The following is a 14,944-nucleotide window of genomic DNA, read 5'->3' on the forward strand; positions in this document are numbered from 1 at the left end:
GAAAGTGCGGTTCATTTTGAACAAGAAATTGAGGTAATTAAAATGAACACTGTATTAAAGAAAATGGCGAAGTTAGTCGGAGTACTGGGCGTTGCGCTATTAGCTTTTTCTGCTCAAGCAAACACTGAACTAACTTATGAACCAAGTTTAGAAAATCAGCGTAATCCAAATGAATATTGTGCTAAATGTCATAAATTAGAGAACAATGGCGAACAAGCTGGTGGAGATTTACATTTTGGTAAATTCCACGGTACGCATTTATCAAAAGTTAATCCAAGCACTGGAAAACCTATTACTTGTGTAAGTTGTCACGGCAATATTACTGAAAATCACCGCCGTGGTGCTAAAGATGTGATGCGTTTCCAAAGTGATATTTTTAGTGATAAGAAACCAATGTATTCTGTGCAAGAACAAAATCAAGTCTGTTTTTCTTGTCACCAACCAGAAAAATTACGTGAAAAGCTCTGGGCACATGATGTTCATGCAATGAAAGCACCTTGTGCTAGCTGCCATACCTTGCATCCTAAACAAGATAAGATGAAAGGTATTGATAAAAAAGCACAAGTTAAACTTTGTGTAGATTGTCATGGTGAACAACAGAAACGTAAAAACCAACAACTTCCTAAAGATCACCCTGTTATTGAGAAGGATAGAAAATGACCGCTTGCTCACGCCGAAATTTTGTTTCTGGCATGGGAGCGTTAATTCTCATGACGGGAACAACAATAAAATCAGTGGCACAGAGTGACAAAAAGCAGAAACCTATTCGCTATGCAATGTTACATGATGAAAGTGCATGTATCGGTTGTACAGCTTGTATGGATGCTTGCCGAGAAACAAACCAAGTGCCAGAAGGAGTTTCACGCCTTGAAATTATCCGTAGCGAACCTTACGGCGATTTCCCAGATGTGAAATACGAATTTTTCCGCCATTCTTGTCAACATTGTACTAATGCACCTTGTGTATCTGTTTGCCCTACTGGCGCTTCTTACATTGATGTATCAACAGGAATTGTTGATGTAAATAAAAATCTTTGTGTGGGTTGTCAGTATTGTATTGCGGTTTGTCCTTATCGTGTTCGTTTTATTCACCCAGTTTATAAATCTGCTGATAAGTGCAACTTCTGTCGTGATACGAACTTGGCAAAAGGAAAACAGCCTGCTTGTGTTGAGGCTTGTCCTACAAAAGCATTAACTTTTGGTGATACCAATGATCCACAAAGCGCGATTTCATTGAAACTGAAAGAAACGCAAACATACCGCACAAAAGTTGAGTTAGGTACAGATCCTAACTTATATCATGTGCCAGCAAGACCAGGGGAGATTAGACGATGAATAGTCCATTCCATTTCCCTTCATTAGTATGGGATCACAGTATTGCAATTTATCTCTTTTTGTTAGGGGTATCTGCTGGCGGTAGTATGTTATCCGTATTATTGAAACGTTCGGGCCTCGCAGGTGAACGCCCTGATGAAAATAATATTTTACGAGTGAATGCATTATTAGCGCCAATAAGCATAACAATCGGCTTGTTATTATTGATTTTTCATTTAACTAAGCCTTGGACATTTTGGTATTTGATGTTTAATTATAGCTCGACATCAATTATGTCCGTAGGGGTTATGTTATTCCAAGTGTATATGGCATCCTTAATATTATGGTTGGTAATTATTTTTAAATCTGTTGTATTAGGTTTACTCAATCGTTTCCTACCAAAACTCGCAGGCTTAGCAGACAAAATTATTCGCATTGCAGCGAAATTTACGAATGTAATTGAGCTAGTTGTTTTATTAACAAGTATTGCATTAGGCGCTTATACAGGCTTTTTATTATCTGCCTTAGTAAGCTATCCAATGTTAAATAATCCAGTATTGCCAATTTTGTTCCTTGCATCAGGGACTTCATCTGGTATTGCAGCACTGATTTTATTTACTTTGCTATGTACAAAAGAAAATACCCATTCAAAATCTTTGGCGTTTTTGCACAGATTTGAAACACCTGTCGTGTTAATTGAAGCCTTTTTACTCTTTGCTTTCTTCTTTGGTTTATACCTTGGTGGTGGGCAAAAAACTGTGGCATTTAAGACCGCACTTTTAGGTGGCTTTTGGTCCAATGTATTTTGGATTGGCGTGGTAGGAATTGGTATTGTGTTACCGCTATTGCTCAATGCAGTTGCAAAAGATGCGCTAAAACATAATAAAGTCTTTATGATGTTAGTGGCTATATTGGGATTAATAGGTGTCTTTAGCTTACGTTATTTTGTTCTTTATGCGGGACAGATGACATTGGCTTAATAGGCAAGAATATTTAAGATTTTAATCTGCACCTAAAGTAACAAATAACGGCTTTAGGTGCATATTATATTTTGAGTGATTAGTTTATCTTGTCGACAATTGGAAAATCATTGTTTCTGCTTGGCAGCTAAACGTAAATTTCGCATCAAGTTGATAGCCACCATTCACTTCTTTAATTTCACTGCTAATTTCGCATGGATCAGTTTCCGCCTCTCTTGCTTTTGCCGTTAAGTAAGCTAAAGCCTCTTGCGCTGCTGTTTCGCTTTCATATACTTGAGAAAAATCTACGCTAAGCTCTGAATTATCTATAATCGTACCTACATCAGCACAACAACATGAACATTCATTGCTTTCTTCTGTATTACATTTTAATGCTTTCTCTGACATGGTCATTTCCTTATTTCTAATAATTAAAAAATTGCCGAGATTTTAGCATTGTTACTATCCTACGCCAAATTTAACCGCACTTTTTATAGGAAAAAAATTAAGCATTGCATGCAAACTTTAATTTTAACTGGTCGGAACACTTGGTATAAATTATAAATTTATTTGCTCATATATTAGCCCTGCATTAGAATTCACACAATTTTTTACTTATAAAAACAAGGTAACCTAATGAAAAAATCTATTTTTACTCAATCCTTAATTGCATCTGCATTAGCATTATCTGCAACTTATGCCAATGCGGCGGCATTCCAATTAGCTGAAATATCAACTTCTGGCTTAGGTCGTGCTTATGCAGGTGAAGCAGCGATTGCTGAAGACGCATCCGTAGTAGCAACTAACCCTGCTTTAATGACGAAATTTAAACAAAATGAATTCTCTGTGGGTGGAATTTTAGTTGATGCTAAAGTGCATTTAGAGGGAGAGACTTTTGTGTATGAAAACGGAAAAGTTCCTGGAAAAGATATGCCCAGAGCTGGAGATTCAGCAGATCAACGTGATGTGATTCCTCGTGCTTTTGTACCTAATTTATATGTGGTAACGCCAATTAATGATCGTTTTGCGATTGGTGGAGGAATGAATGTAAATTTTGGTATGCGAAGTAAATTTGATTCTGATTATAGTGCGGGTATTTATGGGGGAAACACAAAATTAACTGCTGTTAATCTTAATTTAAGTGGCGCATATCGTGTTACTCAGGGGTTAAGTTTTGGTTTGGGATTAAATGCGGTTTATGCAAAAGCAAAATTGGAGCGTAATGTAGGTTTATTAGAGCTAATCCCTCCATTTAAGGACAAGCAGGCTAAAGTTGATACATTAGTAGCTCGTTTACAAGATAATAATGCATGGGGCTTTGGTTGGAATGCTGGTTTAGTGTATGAATTTAATGAAAATAACCGTATTGGTGTAGCTTATCATTCACATGTAGATATTACCTTTAAAGATGGTGCAGCATATACTTTCCCTAGCAAAACTAAAGCGGCTTCTTTAGAATTAAATCTTCCAGCTTATTGGGAAATTTCTGGTTATCATAAAATGACTGAGCGATTTGCCATGAGTTATAGCTTGAAACGTACGCTTTGGAACCGTTTTGAGAAATTACAGGCAACCTTTAATGATGGAGTTCCAGCCTTATATAAACCAGAATATTTCCAAGATAGTACGCGTATTGCCTTAGGCGCAAGCTATGATGTAAATGAGGCTTTAACATTGCGTACTGGTATTGCTTACGATGAAAGCCCAATTGTTGCACCTTATAAATCCGCTTCTATTCCAGATACCGACCGCACTTGGTATAGCTTAGGGGCGACTTATAAAGTGACTCAAAATCTTTCTGTGGATTTAGCCTATACCCATATTAGAGGTAAAACGATTAGTTTCGTTGAACAAGAGCTAGGCAAACCAATTAGAGTGGAATACACTTCAAGATCAAAAGCAAACTTATTCGGTTTAAATCTTAACTACCGTTTCTAATAACTATCTATTATAATCAGGCGTATTTTTTAATACGCCTTTTTGTTTTTTATGCAGCCTATTTTTTATTGCTATTATCATTCACCTATTGGGCGATTATTGATGTTGTCACAAGATAATCAACTCACCAATCTTGATTTTGACATCGAACAGATTAAGCCAAATCCTCGTTGGATTCTTAATCAAAATCTACCGCTCTTTTTACAAGTAAAATCCGCATTAGATCGTTATTTTAGTGGAAAAAAAGAAGATTTTTCCGCTATTCCATTAAATCCACAAGGCACAGAGTTTCAGCAAAAAATATGGCAAGTGTTACGCCATATTCAATATGGGCAATCTAGTAGCTATGGCGAGTTAGCTAACTTAATTGATCACCCTAAGGCGGTAAGAGCGGTTGGTGGTGCGGTAGGACGAAATCCAATTAGCATTATCATTCCTTGTCATCGCATTTTAGGAAAAAATCGTCAACTCACAGGTTTTGGCGGAGGATTGCCAACAAAACGTTATTTATTGCAATTAGAAAAAATTGACTATGTTGACCAAGGCGTTGAATATGTGAAACCCAAATTACTTAAAAAATACAAAATTTAGACCGCACTTATGATTCCCAAAAATGAAACAGAACTGTTGCAACGAGCAAAATCTATCGCAGGATTAACCTTTGCTGAATTGGCAAAAGAACTGCATATGCTTGTTCCGCCTGATTTAAAGCGTGATAAAGGTTGGGTTGGAACGTTAATTGAAACTGCATTAGGAGCAATGGCAGGCAGTAAAGCAGAACAAGATTTTAGCCATTTAGGCATTGAGTTAAAAACAATCCCCATTAATCAACAAGGTTATCCTTTAGAAACGACTTTCGTCAGCCTTGCGCCTCTAACACAAAACAGTGGGGTTACTTGGCAATCATCTCACGTTAAGCATAAACTCTCAAAAGTGCTTTGGATTCCTATTCAAGGAGAACGACAAATTCCCCTTGCAGAACGCTGTATCGGCGCACCAATTTTATGGCAACCTTCGCCTTCACAAGAACAACGCTTACGTCAGGATTGGGAAGAATTAATGGACTACATTGTGCTTGGTAAACTGGATCAAATTACTGCTCGTATTGGTGAAGTCTTGCAACTACGTCCCAAAGGTGCAAATAGTCGCTCTTTAACTAAAGGCATTGGAAAAAGTGGCGAGATCATTGATACCTTGCCTTTAGGTTTTTATTTACGCAAAGAATTTACCGCTGAAATTTTGCAGAATTTTCTAACAGATTAATTGAATTTAACAAAAAACTCGTTAAGATGACGAGCTTTCACTTTTTATATAAGGAACCTTTATATGTTTGAATGGCTATCAAGTCCAGAATCTTGGATTGCATTATTAACTCTAGCATCGTTAGAGATTGTACTAGGTATTGATAACATTATTTTTATTAGTATCTTAATTGGCAGATTACCTAAACAACAACGTCAATCTGGGCGTTTAATCGGTTTAGGATTAGCAATGGGCATGCGTATTTTACTATTGCTTTCATTATCTTGGTTAATGAAATTAACAACCCCTTTATTCACTATTTTAGGCAATGAAATTTCTAGGCGAGATTTAATTTTGTTAATAGGTGGATTATTTTTGGTTGCTAAAAGTACTCATGAAATTCATCATGCTATGATGCCTGCAGAAAGCGAAGAGCAAACTAATGCAAAAGCGGCAAACTTCTTTAGTATTTTAGCCCAGATCGCTATTTTGGATATTGTTTTCTCTTTAGATTCAGTCATTACTGCGGTTGGTATGGCGGATCAAATTGAAGTTATGATAGTTGCTATTATTTTAGCGGTAAGTGTAATGATGATTGCGGCTAAACCTATTGGCGATTTTGTAGAAACTCATCCTACGTTGAAAGTATTAGCGCTATCTTTCTTAATTTTGGTTGGCGTTGCCTTGATTGGCGAAAGTTTAGATTTCCATATTCCGAAAGGTTATATTTATTTCGCTATGGGCTTTTCAGTCGTAGTTGAAATGATCAATATTAGAATGAGAAAAAAATTAATTCGCAAGCCATAAGCAGAAAGAGCGGTTATTTTTATCTCTAAACTTCTTTAAGCAATCGAAAAAAAGGCTGAGTCTAATTAGAACTCAGCCTTACTATTTTAATCTTTTATAGAATTACTTCTTAAACTGATAACTTCCATCAGCTTGGCGGATAAAACGCGCCCCATTAGACAAGCGTAGCTCATTAACACGACCTTGGCTATTTAATGATACTTGTACTTTATCGCCTGGCTTAAAGCTGCTTAATGCGTTACCAGCACCACTTGCTTTTGTCATAGCATTTACATCCGAAATATTTAGATTGTTATTGCGGAATACTTGCATTAATGAAGTTCCTTGTGGCACAACAAGGGTTTTACTCGCTTTATTTGTTTGCGCTACAGGCTTTTGAGATTTTGCTGTGTTAGCTGGCTTAGCATCAATAACTGGTGCACCTTTTTTCTCTATTTTAGATTTTTCGCTATTTTTAGGTTTTTCTACTGGTTTTGTTTTCTCTACAAATTTAGGCTTTTCTACCGCTCTTGGTTTGTTTTGTGCTTTGGGTTGTTCTGCGGCAGTTTCGCTAATTACTTTTGGGGCTGGCTGAACTGTTGCAATATTTTTTTCTTGCTCAACTTTTGTTGGCTCTACTTTTTCTTGCTCAACGATGCTTGGTGTTTGGCTTGGTGCTTTCACATTTGGCATTATTGTTTGAGTAGTAGCTTGCTCCGTTGCTGGAGAAACTATAACATCAGTTTCTTTTGTCTCTGTCGGAGTAGGAGTATTTGTTTCTGTAGTCGTTTCTGACGTCGTTGCAACTTTTGTTTGAGGTTGAGGATTATTTAGTTTATCTAAAATCGTTGGTTCAGCAGGTTGAGATTGATCCAATGATTGAAATTGAGTTGGAATGGTATTGCCCTTAGGCTGTTCAAAAGATTGCACCACATCACTACTTGGTTTTAACCATGAAATGATAAGTAGGACAAGAACAGCAATTAATAAGGCAATAAAAATACGACGATATTTAGGTGGTAGCGCACCTAATACAGACCAATTCTCTGGTTTTGTTAAATTTTCTTGAACCGTTTTTATGGGTTCTTCTGATGTACTTTGAGCTTCATTTTTTTCAGCATCTGTGGTTGTTTTTTGTTCTTGCGTTTCAGGTATCATGATATTTTGTTCGTTTCCAATAGTAATAACAGGAATTGCAGTTTCTTGTGTTTTTTGCTCTGTTTCAATATTTGTTGTTTGGGATGCAATAGTAGGTTCTTTACGCATACTAAAATTTGTTTCATTAGTGCTACTTTTTTTACCTAATCCACTAAAGATGCTTTTGGACTTTTCTAATAAGGTGGGTTTGGGGGTTGGGTGTCTTTTAGGAGTAATGGGTTCCATATCAAGTTCTAATTCTTTCTGTACAGGGGCTTGTCCAGAGCTTTCAATTTTATTTTGTTCAGTTGTCACAATAGTACCTTAGTCTAAAAAAGTGATAGTTAAAGATACGCACAAAGTGCGGTTAAATTTCTGTGTATTCTAAAGGATATTTGTCCTTTTTCCTATGCTGTATATAAAGTTTTGTTGGGTTCTCCGGCAATTTCACGAGCCAATTTAGGCACTAAAAATCCTGAAGTAATGCTTTGTAATTGCTTGTAAATTGCTAGTGCTTTTTCGTCTTCAATATAGAAATGACTTGCACCTTCAACTTTATCCAATAAATGTAAGTAATAAGGCAAGATGCCGATGTGAAATAACTTGTCACTTAATGCTTTCAAAATGAGTGCGTTATCGTTGATGTTTTTGAGTAACACAGATTGATTAAGCAAGGTGACATTAGCTTGTTTTAATTGTTGCATTGCTTTTGCCAAATGATCATCAATTTCATTGGCATGATTAATATGGGTAACAAGGACAATTTGTAAACGAGAGTTTTTGAACATTGTACATAGCTCTGTCGTAATTCTCTGCGGAATAACAACCGGCAGTCTGGTATGAATACGCAAGCGTTGTAAGTGCGGTATGTTTTCCAAATGTTTGATGAGCCAACTTAATTCTTTATCTTTTGCCATTAGCGGATCACCGCCAGAGAAAACAACCTCCTCAATTTCGGAATGTTGTTGAATATAGGCAAGTACTTGTAACCAATTCTCTTTGCTCCCTTTATTTTCCGCATAAGGAAAATGACGGCGAAAGCAATAGCGACAATTAATAGCACAGCTATTTTTTACCATAAATAACAATCGGTTATGGTATTTATGCAAAATATTAGGCGCTGGATTTTTTTGTTCATCTAAAGGATCTTTGCTAAAACCGACCGCACTTATAAACTCTTGTTGCGAAGACATGGCTTGTAAAAATAATGGATCTTGTGGATTACCTTTTTGCATTTTAGTAACAAAAGGAAGTGGAACGCGTAAGGCAAATAATTTGCGTGCCAGAATATCTTCAGCAAAATCTTGTTCAGCTAATTCTAGAATATGAAGGAGTTGTTTTGGATCTGAAATCGCTGTTGCAAGATAATCAATCCAGTCTTCTGTTTGAATTTGTTCTTCTCTAATCGGGATATTTTGAGTTAAAATAGACACTTTTAAAAACAATCTCTTTTATTTTGAGGATAATATGGCTACATATACTACCAGTGATTTCAAACCAGGTCTAAAATTTATGCAAGATGGTGAACCTTGCGTAATCGTTGAAAATGAATTTGTTAAACCAGGCAAAGGTCAGGCTTTTACTCGCACACGTATTCGTAAATTAATTTCAGGTAAAGTATTAGATGTAAACTTTAAATCTGGTACTTCAGTAGAAGCTGCTGATGTAATGGATCTCAACTTAACTTACTCTTACAAAGATGATGCGTTCTGGTATTTTATGCACCCAGAAACATTTGAACAATATTCAGCAGATGCAAAAGCAATTGGTGATGCAGAAAAATGGTTGTTAGATCAAGCTGATTGTATCGTAACTTTATGGAATGGCGCGCCAATTTCTGTAACGCCACCAAACTTTGTGGAATTAGAAATTATTGATACTGATCCAGGCTTAAAAGGTGATACAGCAGGAACAGGCGGTAAACCAGCAACATTAAGCACTGGCGCTGTAGTTAAAGTGCCTTTATTCGTACAAATCGGCGAAGTGATCAAAGTAGATACTCGTTCAGGCGAATATGTTTCTCGTGTGAAATAATGTCTGAATTAAGAAATTAGAAAATGGTGTATAACTCAAAGTTATACGCCATTTTTTATATCTTTTGTTAAAAAGTGCGGTGCTATTTGGCTTTTTTTTCGGGGCTCCCCATTTTTGAGCAAAAGATCCGCTATAATGTGGCGCGAAAAAATAGATCGAATTTGTAGGACAAGAAATGATACGTTTTGAAAATGTAAGTAAAGCCTATTTGGGAGGGAAGCCAGCGTTACAGGGGCTAAATTTTCATTTGCCCATAGGTAGCATGACTTATGTCGTGGGGCATTCTGGCGCAGGGAAAAGTACCTTATTGAAATTAATTATGGGCATGGAACGGGCAAATGGCGGGCAAATTTGGTTCAATGGGCATAATATTACTCGCTTATCAAAATATGAAATCCCTTTTCTACGCCGTCAAATTGGTATGGTGCATCAGGATTATCGCTTAATTACTGAGCGTACTATTGCGGAAAATGTGGCTCTTCCTTTGATTATTGCTGGTATTCATCCGAAAGAAGCAGAAACAAGAGCATTTGCAGCATTAGATCGTGTGGGTTTGCGTGAGCGTGCGAAACATTTCCCTATTCACTTATCTGGCGGAGAACAACAACGCGTAGATATTGCTCGTGCTATTGTACATAAGCCTCAATTATTATTAGCCGATGAACCTACGGGAAATTTAGACGGTAAATTATCTTTAGGGATTTTTAATTTATTTGAAGAGCTTAATCAGTTGGGTATGACGGTACTAATTGCGACCCATGATCTAACTCTTGTTCAACAAAAACCAAAACCTTGTTTAGTTTTGGAGAATGGTTATTTACGTTAAGGAAAGATTATGGCACATCGTCCTATTTACGCCTCTTGGGCTGTGCAAGTAAGTTATGTACTCAAAGCTGTTTGGGCTGATTTACTCAAGAAAAAATATTCAACTTTAATTACGATTTTGGTTATTGCTGTTTCGTTGACTATTCCTACGACGAGTTATTTACTGTGGAAGAATTTACATCATGCTACCACACAGTTTTATCCTGAAACTGAATTCACTTTATATTTGCATAAAAACTTATCGGAGGCTGATGCGAATATTGTGGTGGAAAAAATTCGCCAGCAAGAAGGAATAGAAAGTTTAAATTATATTTCTCGCAAAGAAAGTTTGAACGAGTTTCGTCATTGGTCTGGTTTTTCGGAAGGATTAGATATTTTAGATGATAACCCACTTCCAGCTGTCGTGATGATTAAACCAACAAAAGAATACAACGAAAATACGAAACGTCATCAACTTCGTGAAAATCTGTTGAATATCAAAGGGGTTGAGGAAGTGCGTTTAGATAATGAATGGTTAGAAAAACTGACCGCACTTTCTTGGCTGATTGCACATATTGCACTCTTTTGTACGGTATTAATGGTGTTTTCCGTATTTTTAGTCATTGGCAATAGTATTCGCTCCGATGTGTATAGTAGTCAAGGGAATATTGAAATCATGAAATTATTAGGTGCAACGGATCAATTTATTTTACGTCCTTATCTTTATACCGGCATGATTTATGCCTTACTTGGTGCATTCTTTGCGAGCATATTTAGTGCGGCATTAATTGCCTATTTTACAAGTGCGGTCAAATATGTAACTGAGATTTTTGCAGTAAATTTTGACTTGCAAGGTATCACTCTCGCAGAGTTATTATTTTTACTGGCTTGTTGCACATTAATGGGCTATTTAGGGGCCTGGCTTTCAGCAAATCGTTATATTAATTTGCTCAATAAAAAATAATTAGATAAAACAGCGAAGAAATTAAAATTCTTCGCTTTTTTATTAAAAAAACTTGATTTTATTGAATTGTTCTGTAATTAATTAAAACATTCTTTTTTACAATTCAACACAACATTAACTAATAAGGAAAATTATATGCAAAATGTAGGTTTTATCGGTTGGCGTGGCATGGTTGGTTCTGTGCTAATGGATCGTATGGTGCAAGAAAATGATTTTGCAAATATTAATCCAGTATTTTTTACAACCTCACAAGCAGGTCAAAAAGCCCCTGTATTTGCAGGTAAAGATGCTGGCGAATTAAAAAATGCTTTTGATATTGCAGAGCTACAAAAACTCGACATTATCGTTACTTGCCAAGGTGGCGACTACACCAACGAAGTCTATCCAAAATTAAAAGCAACGGGCTGGAATGGCTATTGGATCGATGCAGCTTCAGCGTTACGCATGAAAGATGATGCAATCATTGTGCTTGACCCTGTAAACCAACATGTCATTAGCGAGGGCTTACAAAAAGGTATCAAAACTTTTGTGGGCGGAAACTGTACCGTTAGCTTAATGTTAATGGCAATCGGTGGTTTATTTGAACGTGATTTAGTTGAATGGGTTTCTGTTGCCACCTATCAAGCAGCTTCTGGTGCGGGAGCAAAAAATATGCGTGAGCTACTTGTACAAATGGGACAATTAGAAGACAGCGTGAAAGAAGAGCTCGCAAATCCAGCATCATCAATTCTTGATATCGAACGCAAAGTCACTGCAAAAATGCGTGCGGAAGATTTCCCAACAGATAATTTTGGTGCTGCGTTAGCTGGTAGCTTAATCCCTTGGATCGATAAATTATTACCAGAAACAGGACAAACTAAAGAAGAATGGAAAGGTTATGCAGAAACCAACAAAATTTTAGGTTTAAGCGATAATCCAATTCCAGTGGATGGATTATGTGTGCGTATCGGTGCATTACGTTGCCACAGCCAAGCCTTCACTATCAAACTGAAAAAAGACTTGCCATTAGAAGAAATTGAACAAATTATCGCAAGCCACAATGAATGGGTGAAAGTGATTCCAAACGACAAAGAAACTACATTGCGTGAATTAACACCAGCAAAAGTGACTGGTACATTAAGTATCCCAGTGGGACGCTTACGCAAATTAGCTATGGGTCCTGAGTACTTAGCAGCGTTCACCGTTGGCGACCAATTGTTATGGGGGGCCGCAGAGCCAGTTCGCCGTATTTTAGTTCAATTGACTAAATAGATTTGAATGAAGAGCGGTTAAATTTTTATAAATTTCAACAATCAACAGATATTTTTTATCCGTTGATTGTTTTTACTAATTGAATGCCTACTAATCAGAACTGGGTAGTAAGATCGGTTAACCAATCTGGACTTATTTGAATTAGCCAAATCTCAAGTTGTTTATCAAATCCTGTTAGAACTAGCAAGCCAACGACCAATAAACTGTATCCCATAATACGTCGCCCTTTTGTTCCTGCGTTAGCAAGTTTTTCCCTTTTTTCTCTGAAAAATTGTCTAGAAATTAAGCCAATAATAATGAGCGGAATAATTGCACCGAAACTGAAAACAATCATGACGAGAGCAACACTGAATAAGGCTTCTCCTTGGCTTGCTAATGCGATAGCAGCACCTAATGTTGGTCCAATACAAGGTGCCCATACAACGCCTAGTAATAATCCAACGAAAAATTGTCCTAGTGCAGACTCAGGGCTAAATTGACTTAACCATGCATCTCCCTTGCTACTTAAACGAGAGGTATATTTATTCACTTGTTCTTGCAAACGACTACTTAATAACCAAATTGCTACAAATAACATCATGATCGCCGCAATGTAGCGTAAATATTGGCTATCTAGACCTAAAGCTAAACCAATAGAGGCAACAATTGTGCCAATGAAAGTAAAGGAAATTGCCATGCCTAAAGCAAGCGTAAAAAGACCGATTTTTCTCTTTGCCATTGCTGATGAGGCAACAATTGGAAGGATAGGCAACACACAAGGAGATAAAGTTGTCAATAGTCCAGCTAATGTACTTAATGCTAAGATGGTAATACTAATATCCATAAATGTAATCCTTAAAATGAGAGAAATTGTTGTAATTTTTCTCGGTTTGTGATTCCTGTTGCTCTACGTATCTCCTTGCCGTTATAGAATAAAATTAAGGTACTTTGGTGTTTTACATTAAATTGATTGAGTGTTTTTCTATCGCCATCGAAATCAACTTTGAAAACTGATAAACTCGCATTACGAGGCTCTTTGAGTAACGTATTTAATTCTTTAGCTTGTTTACGACAGACAGGGCACCAATCTGCATGAATATGAATAAGAACTGCTTCATTATTGTTCACAAGTTGTTCAAATTTTGATTGTTCAAAAGGCTGAATTTCTTGTGCTAAAATGGCTTGAGAAAATCCCAACATAGCAAATAAAGCAAAAATTTTTACTAATAATGTTTTCATATAAAACTCTCCATATGGATTAAAATAGTGGTTTTAATTAGGCGTTTTGAGAAGAATATTCTTACAAAAAATTTTAAAATTTTTAATGCTTTTGTTAGAACGATAGCATTTTTTATTAAAAATATGTGTTGATAAGTACACATCTTTAATTACAGCAATGAAACAGTTTATTTTTTAATGATCGATAACATTGCTTTCAGATCTCATAGATATCTTCTTGCAACATTAATAATTTGAGGTAGCAATCATTTTTTTGCTTTATAATAACATTCCATTGTTGAGCAAAAGTGCGGTAAAATTCACCGCACTTTTTTATCCCTAACCTATAAAATTTCATGAACCGACAAACCGATTTTTCTTCTTTTGTATTAAATAAATTACAACCTTTTATTGAAAAAGTTCCTATTCAATATATTGATAGCAAGAGAAATTGTCGGTTGGCGTATCGTCATTTTCGGCAAGACTTGGTAACGGATAAGTTGGTGGTTTTGGTGAATGGTCGAGCGGAGAATTTGTTGAAATGGACGGAACTTGCCTATGATTTTTATCAACAGGGTTATGATGTTCTCGTCTTCGATCATCGTGGGCAAGGTTATTCACAGCGTTTATTAAAGGACAGGGAAAAAGGCTATATTGATGAGTTTCGTTTTTATGCGGAGGATATGGATAAGCTGATTTCTACTGTAACAACACAATTTTCTTATCAGCATCAATATTTATTAGCACATTCTATGGGGGCGTTGGTTAGTAGCTATTATCTTGCTAATTACGATCATCAGATAAAAAGAGCGGTGTTTTCTGCGCCTTTTTTTGCTGTGCCAACAGACAATCCCATGCGGGATGAGTTATTGGTGAATTTGATGATGTTGTTGGGGCAAGGTTCTCGCTATGTTTTTGGCAAGTCTGCTTATCAACCAGCAAATTTGCTTAGTAATAAACTGAGTTCTTGCAAAGTGCGTATGAAATGGATGAATAGAATTAATAAGTTAAATCCTGAATTACGTTTGGGAGGCCCGACATTCCGTTGGTTACATTTGTGCTGGAAGGCTATTCAAGGTTTAGCTAAGATTTTGCCACGCATTGAAATTCCCGTTTTGATTTTGCAAGCAGAGCAAGAGCAAATTGTGAACAATAAAAACTTGTTAAAATTGAACCGCACTTTGCCACAAGGTCAGCATTGTGAAATCCCACAGGCAAAGCATGAGATTTTATTTGAGCGAGATGAAATTAGAGATTTTGCTTTAGGTAAGATTTTTACTTTCTTTGAGGATAAATAAAGAGAATAAAAAAGACGGAAA

General features: G+C 36.5%; 17 protein-coding genes. 12 read left to right on the plus strand and 5 right to left on the minus strand.

From position 1 onward, the window contains the following. Positions 1 to 42: 42 nt before the first annotated feature. The 3 genes from nrfB to nrfD are packed head-to-tail and all read left to right on the plus strand — an operon-like array spanning position 43 to position 2,293. Positions 43 to 660: a cytochrome c nitrite reductase pentaheme subunit gene (nrfB, locus tag B0186_RS03585; protein ID WP_115072466.1), complete on the plus strand. Its 618-nt coding sequence runs from the start codon at positions 43 to 45 to the stop codon at positions 658 to 660. Then, the gene (gene nrfC, locus B0186_RS03590) at positions 657 to 1,334 is read left to right on the plus strand and encodes a cytochrome c nitrite reductase Fe-S protein (RefSeq protein ID WP_078218027.1); all 678 of its coding nucleotides are present in this window, start codon (positions 657 to 659) and stop codon (positions 1,332 to 1,334) included. The genes nrfB and nrfC overlap by 4 nt, the downstream gene beginning before the upstream one ends. Beyond that, positions 1,331 to 2,293 carry a cytochrome c nitrite reductase subunit NrfD gene (nrfD, locus tag B0186_RS03595; RefSeq protein WP_078218028.1) on the plus strand — a complete coding sequence of 321 codons (963 nt, stop codon included), beginning with the start codon at positions 1,331 to 1,333 and terminating at the stop codon, positions 2,291 to 2,293. Before nrfC ends, nrfD begins: the two co-directional genes overlap by 4 nt. A gap of 84 nt (positions 2,294 to 2,377) precedes the next feature. Here nrfD and B0186_RS03600 read toward each other — a convergent pair whose 3' ends face one another. Beyond that, positions 2,378 to 2,680, minus strand: a complete 303-nt coding sequence (locus B0186_RS03600; RefSeq protein ID WP_078218029.1) for a YfcZ/YiiS family protein — start codon at positions 2,678 to 2,680, stop codon at positions 2,378 to 2,380. A 228-nt stretch (positions 2,681 to 2,908) separates the two neighbouring features. On the opposite strand from B0186_RS03600, the gene B0186_RS03605 reads away from it, so the two are divergent. The 4 genes from B0186_RS03605 (at position 2,909) to B0186_RS03620 (ending at position 6,259) form a co-directional block, all read left to right on the plus strand. Next, complete coding sequence (locus tag B0186_RS03605; RefSeq protein ID WP_078218030.1) at positions 2,909 to 4,210, plus strand: porin; 1,302 nt, start codon at positions 2,909 to 2,911, stop codon at positions 4,208 to 4,210. 51 nt (positions 4,211 to 4,261) lie between these two features. After that, positions 4,262 to 4,801 (plus strand): methylated-DNA--[protein]-cysteine S-methyltransferase, encoded by a 540-nt coding sequence (locus B0186_RS03610; RefSeq protein WP_078218031.1) that lies wholly within the window; start codon positions 4,262 to 4,264, stop codon positions 4,799 to 4,801. A 9-nt stretch (positions 4,802 to 4,810) separates the two neighbouring features. Continuing rightward, positions 4,811 to 5,473 (plus strand): DNA mismatch repair endonuclease MutH, encoded by a 663-nt coding sequence (gene mutH / locus B0186_RS03615; protein ID WP_078218032.1) that lies wholly within the window; start codon positions 4,811 to 4,813, stop codon positions 5,471 to 5,473. Positions 5,474 to 5,536: 63 nt separating this feature from the next. Continuing rightward, the gene (locus tag B0186_RS03620) at positions 5,537 to 6,259 is read left to right on the plus strand and encodes a TerC family protein (protein WP_078218033.1); all 723 of its coding nucleotides are present in this window, start codon (positions 5,537 to 5,539) and stop codon (positions 6,257 to 6,259) included. Positions 6,260 to 6,361: 102 nt separating this feature from the next. On the opposite strand, the gene oapA is transcribed toward B0186_RS03620, so the two are convergent. Both oapA and epmB read right to left on the minus strand, forming a co-directional pair. Further along, positions 6,362 to 7,690, minus strand: coding sequence for an opacity-associated protein OapA (gene oapA, locus B0186_RS03625; protein WP_158077952.1), 1,329 nt, complete (start codon positions 7,688 to 7,690; stop codon positions 6,362 to 6,364). A gap of 92 nt (positions 7,691 to 7,782) precedes the next feature. Next, complete coding sequence (epmB, locus tag B0186_RS03630; RefSeq protein WP_078218034.1) at positions 7,783 to 8,808, minus strand: EF-P beta-lysylation protein EpmB; 1,026 nt, start codon at positions 8,806 to 8,808, stop codon at positions 7,783 to 7,785. Positions 8,809 to 8,842: 34 nt separating this feature from the next. On the opposite strand from epmB, the gene efp reads away from it, so the two are divergent. From efp to asd, 4 genes are all read left to right on the plus strand, one after another. Beyond that, positions 8,843 to 9,409, plus strand: coding sequence for an elongation factor P (gene efp / locus B0186_RS03635; RefSeq protein WP_005719907.1), 567 nt, complete (start codon positions 8,843 to 8,845; stop codon positions 9,407 to 9,409). A gap of 175 nt (positions 9,410 to 9,584) precedes the next feature. Next, positions 9,585 to 10,235: a cell division ATP-binding protein FtsE gene (gene ftsE, locus B0186_RS03640; protein ID WP_078218035.1), complete on the plus strand. Its 651-nt coding sequence runs from the start codon at positions 9,585 to 9,587 to the stop codon at positions 10,233 to 10,235. A gap of 9 nt (positions 10,236 to 10,244) precedes the next feature. Beyond that, the gene (gene ftsX / locus B0186_RS03645; RefSeq protein WP_078218036.1) at positions 10,245 to 11,177 is read left to right on the plus strand and encodes a permease-like cell division protein FtsX; all 933 of its coding nucleotides are present in this window, start codon (positions 10,245 to 10,247) and stop codon (positions 11,175 to 11,177) included. 135 nt (positions 11,178 to 11,312) lie between these two features. Then, positions 11,313 to 12,428 carry an aspartate-semialdehyde dehydrogenase gene (gene asd / locus B0186_RS03650; protein WP_078218037.1) on the plus strand — a complete coding sequence of 372 codons (1,116 nt, stop codon included), beginning with the start codon at positions 11,313 to 11,315 and terminating at the stop codon, positions 12,426 to 12,428. A 94-nt stretch (positions 12,429 to 12,522) separates the two neighbouring features. Here the strand turns inward: asd and B0186_RS03655 are convergent, their stop codons facing one another. Both B0186_RS03655 and B0186_RS03660 read right to left on the minus strand, forming a co-directional pair. Further along, on the minus strand, positions 12,523 to 13,251 hold the full coding sequence (locus tag B0186_RS03655; RefSeq protein ID WP_078218038.1) for a cytochrome c biogenesis CcdA family protein: 729 nt from the start codon (positions 13,249 to 13,251) through the stop codon (positions 12,523 to 12,525). Positions 13,252 to 13,262: 11 nt separating this feature from the next. Next, positions 13,263 to 13,646: a thioredoxin family protein gene (locus B0186_RS03660; protein WP_078218039.1), complete on the minus strand. Its 384-nt coding sequence runs from the start codon at positions 13,644 to 13,646 to the stop codon at positions 13,263 to 13,265. A 335-nt stretch (positions 13,647 to 13,981) separates the two neighbouring features. On the opposite strand from B0186_RS03660, the gene B0186_RS03665 reads away from it, so the two are divergent. Continuing rightward, positions 13,982 to 14,923: an alpha/beta fold hydrolase gene (locus B0186_RS03665; RefSeq protein WP_078218040.1), complete on the plus strand. Its 942-nt coding sequence runs from the start codon at positions 13,982 to 13,984 to the stop codon at positions 14,921 to 14,923. Positions 14,924 to 14,944 lie beyond the last annotated feature (21 nt).

Source organism: Canicola haemoglobinophilus (assembly GCF_002015075.1).
Lineage (GTDB): Bacteria > Pseudomonadota > Gammaproteobacteria > Enterobacterales > Pasteurellaceae > Canicola > Canicola haemoglobinophilus.

Bases quoted from the DNA above. Each gene is read 5' to 3' on its own strand.
- nrfB (WP_115072466.1), top strand. From the start codon at position 43: ATGAACACTGTATTAAAGAAAATGGCGAAGTTAGTCGGAGTACTGGGC.
- nrfC (WP_078218027.1), top strand. From the start codon at position 657: ATGACCGCTTGCTCACGCCGAAATTTTGTTTCTGGCATGGGAGCGTTA.
- nrfD (WP_078218028.1), top strand. From the start codon at position 1,331: ATGAATAGTCCATTCCATTTCCCTTCATTAGTATGGGATCACAGTATT.
- B0186_RS03600 (WP_078218029.1), bottom strand. From the start codon at position 2,680: ATGTCAGAGAAAGCATTAAAATGTAATACAGAAGAAAGCAATGAATGT.
- B0186_RS03605 (WP_078218030.1), top strand. From the start codon at position 2,909: ATGAAAAAATCTATTTTTACTCAATCCTTAATTGCATCTGCATTAGCA.
- B0186_RS03610 (WP_078218031.1), top strand. From the start codon at position 4,262: ATGCAGCCTATTTTTTATTGCTATTATCATTCACCTATTGGGCGATTA.
- mutH (WP_078218032.1), top strand. From the start codon at position 4,811: ATGATTCCCAAAAATGAAACAGAACTGTTGCAACGAGCAAAATCTATC.
- B0186_RS03620 (WP_078218033.1), top strand. From the start codon at position 5,537: ATGTTTGAATGGCTATCAAGTCCAGAATCTTGGATTGCATTATTAACT.
- efp (WP_005719907.1), top strand. From the start codon at position 8,843: ATGGCTACATATACTACCAGTGATTTCAAACCAGGTCTAAAATTTATG.
- ftsE (WP_078218035.1), top strand. From the start codon at position 9,585: ATGATACGTTTTGAAAATGTAAGTAAAGCCTATTTGGGAGGGAAGCCA.
- ftsX (WP_078218036.1), top strand. From the start codon at position 10,245: ATGGCACATCGTCCTATTTACGCCTCTTGGGCTGTGCAAGTAAGTTAT.
- asd (WP_078218037.1), top strand. From the start codon at position 11,313: ATGCAAAATGTAGGTTTTATCGGTTGGCGTGGCATGGTTGGTTCTGTG.
- B0186_RS03655 (WP_078218038.1), bottom strand. From the start codon at position 13,251: ATGGATATTAGTATTACCATCTTAGCATTAAGTACATTAGCTGGACTA.
- B0186_RS03660 (WP_078218039.1), bottom strand. From the start codon at position 13,646: ATGAAAACATTATTAGTAAAAATTTTTGCTTTATTTGCTATGTTGGGA.
- B0186_RS03665 (WP_078218040.1), top strand. From the start codon at position 13,982: ATGAACCGACAAACCGATTTTTCTTCTTTTGTATTAAATAAATTACAA.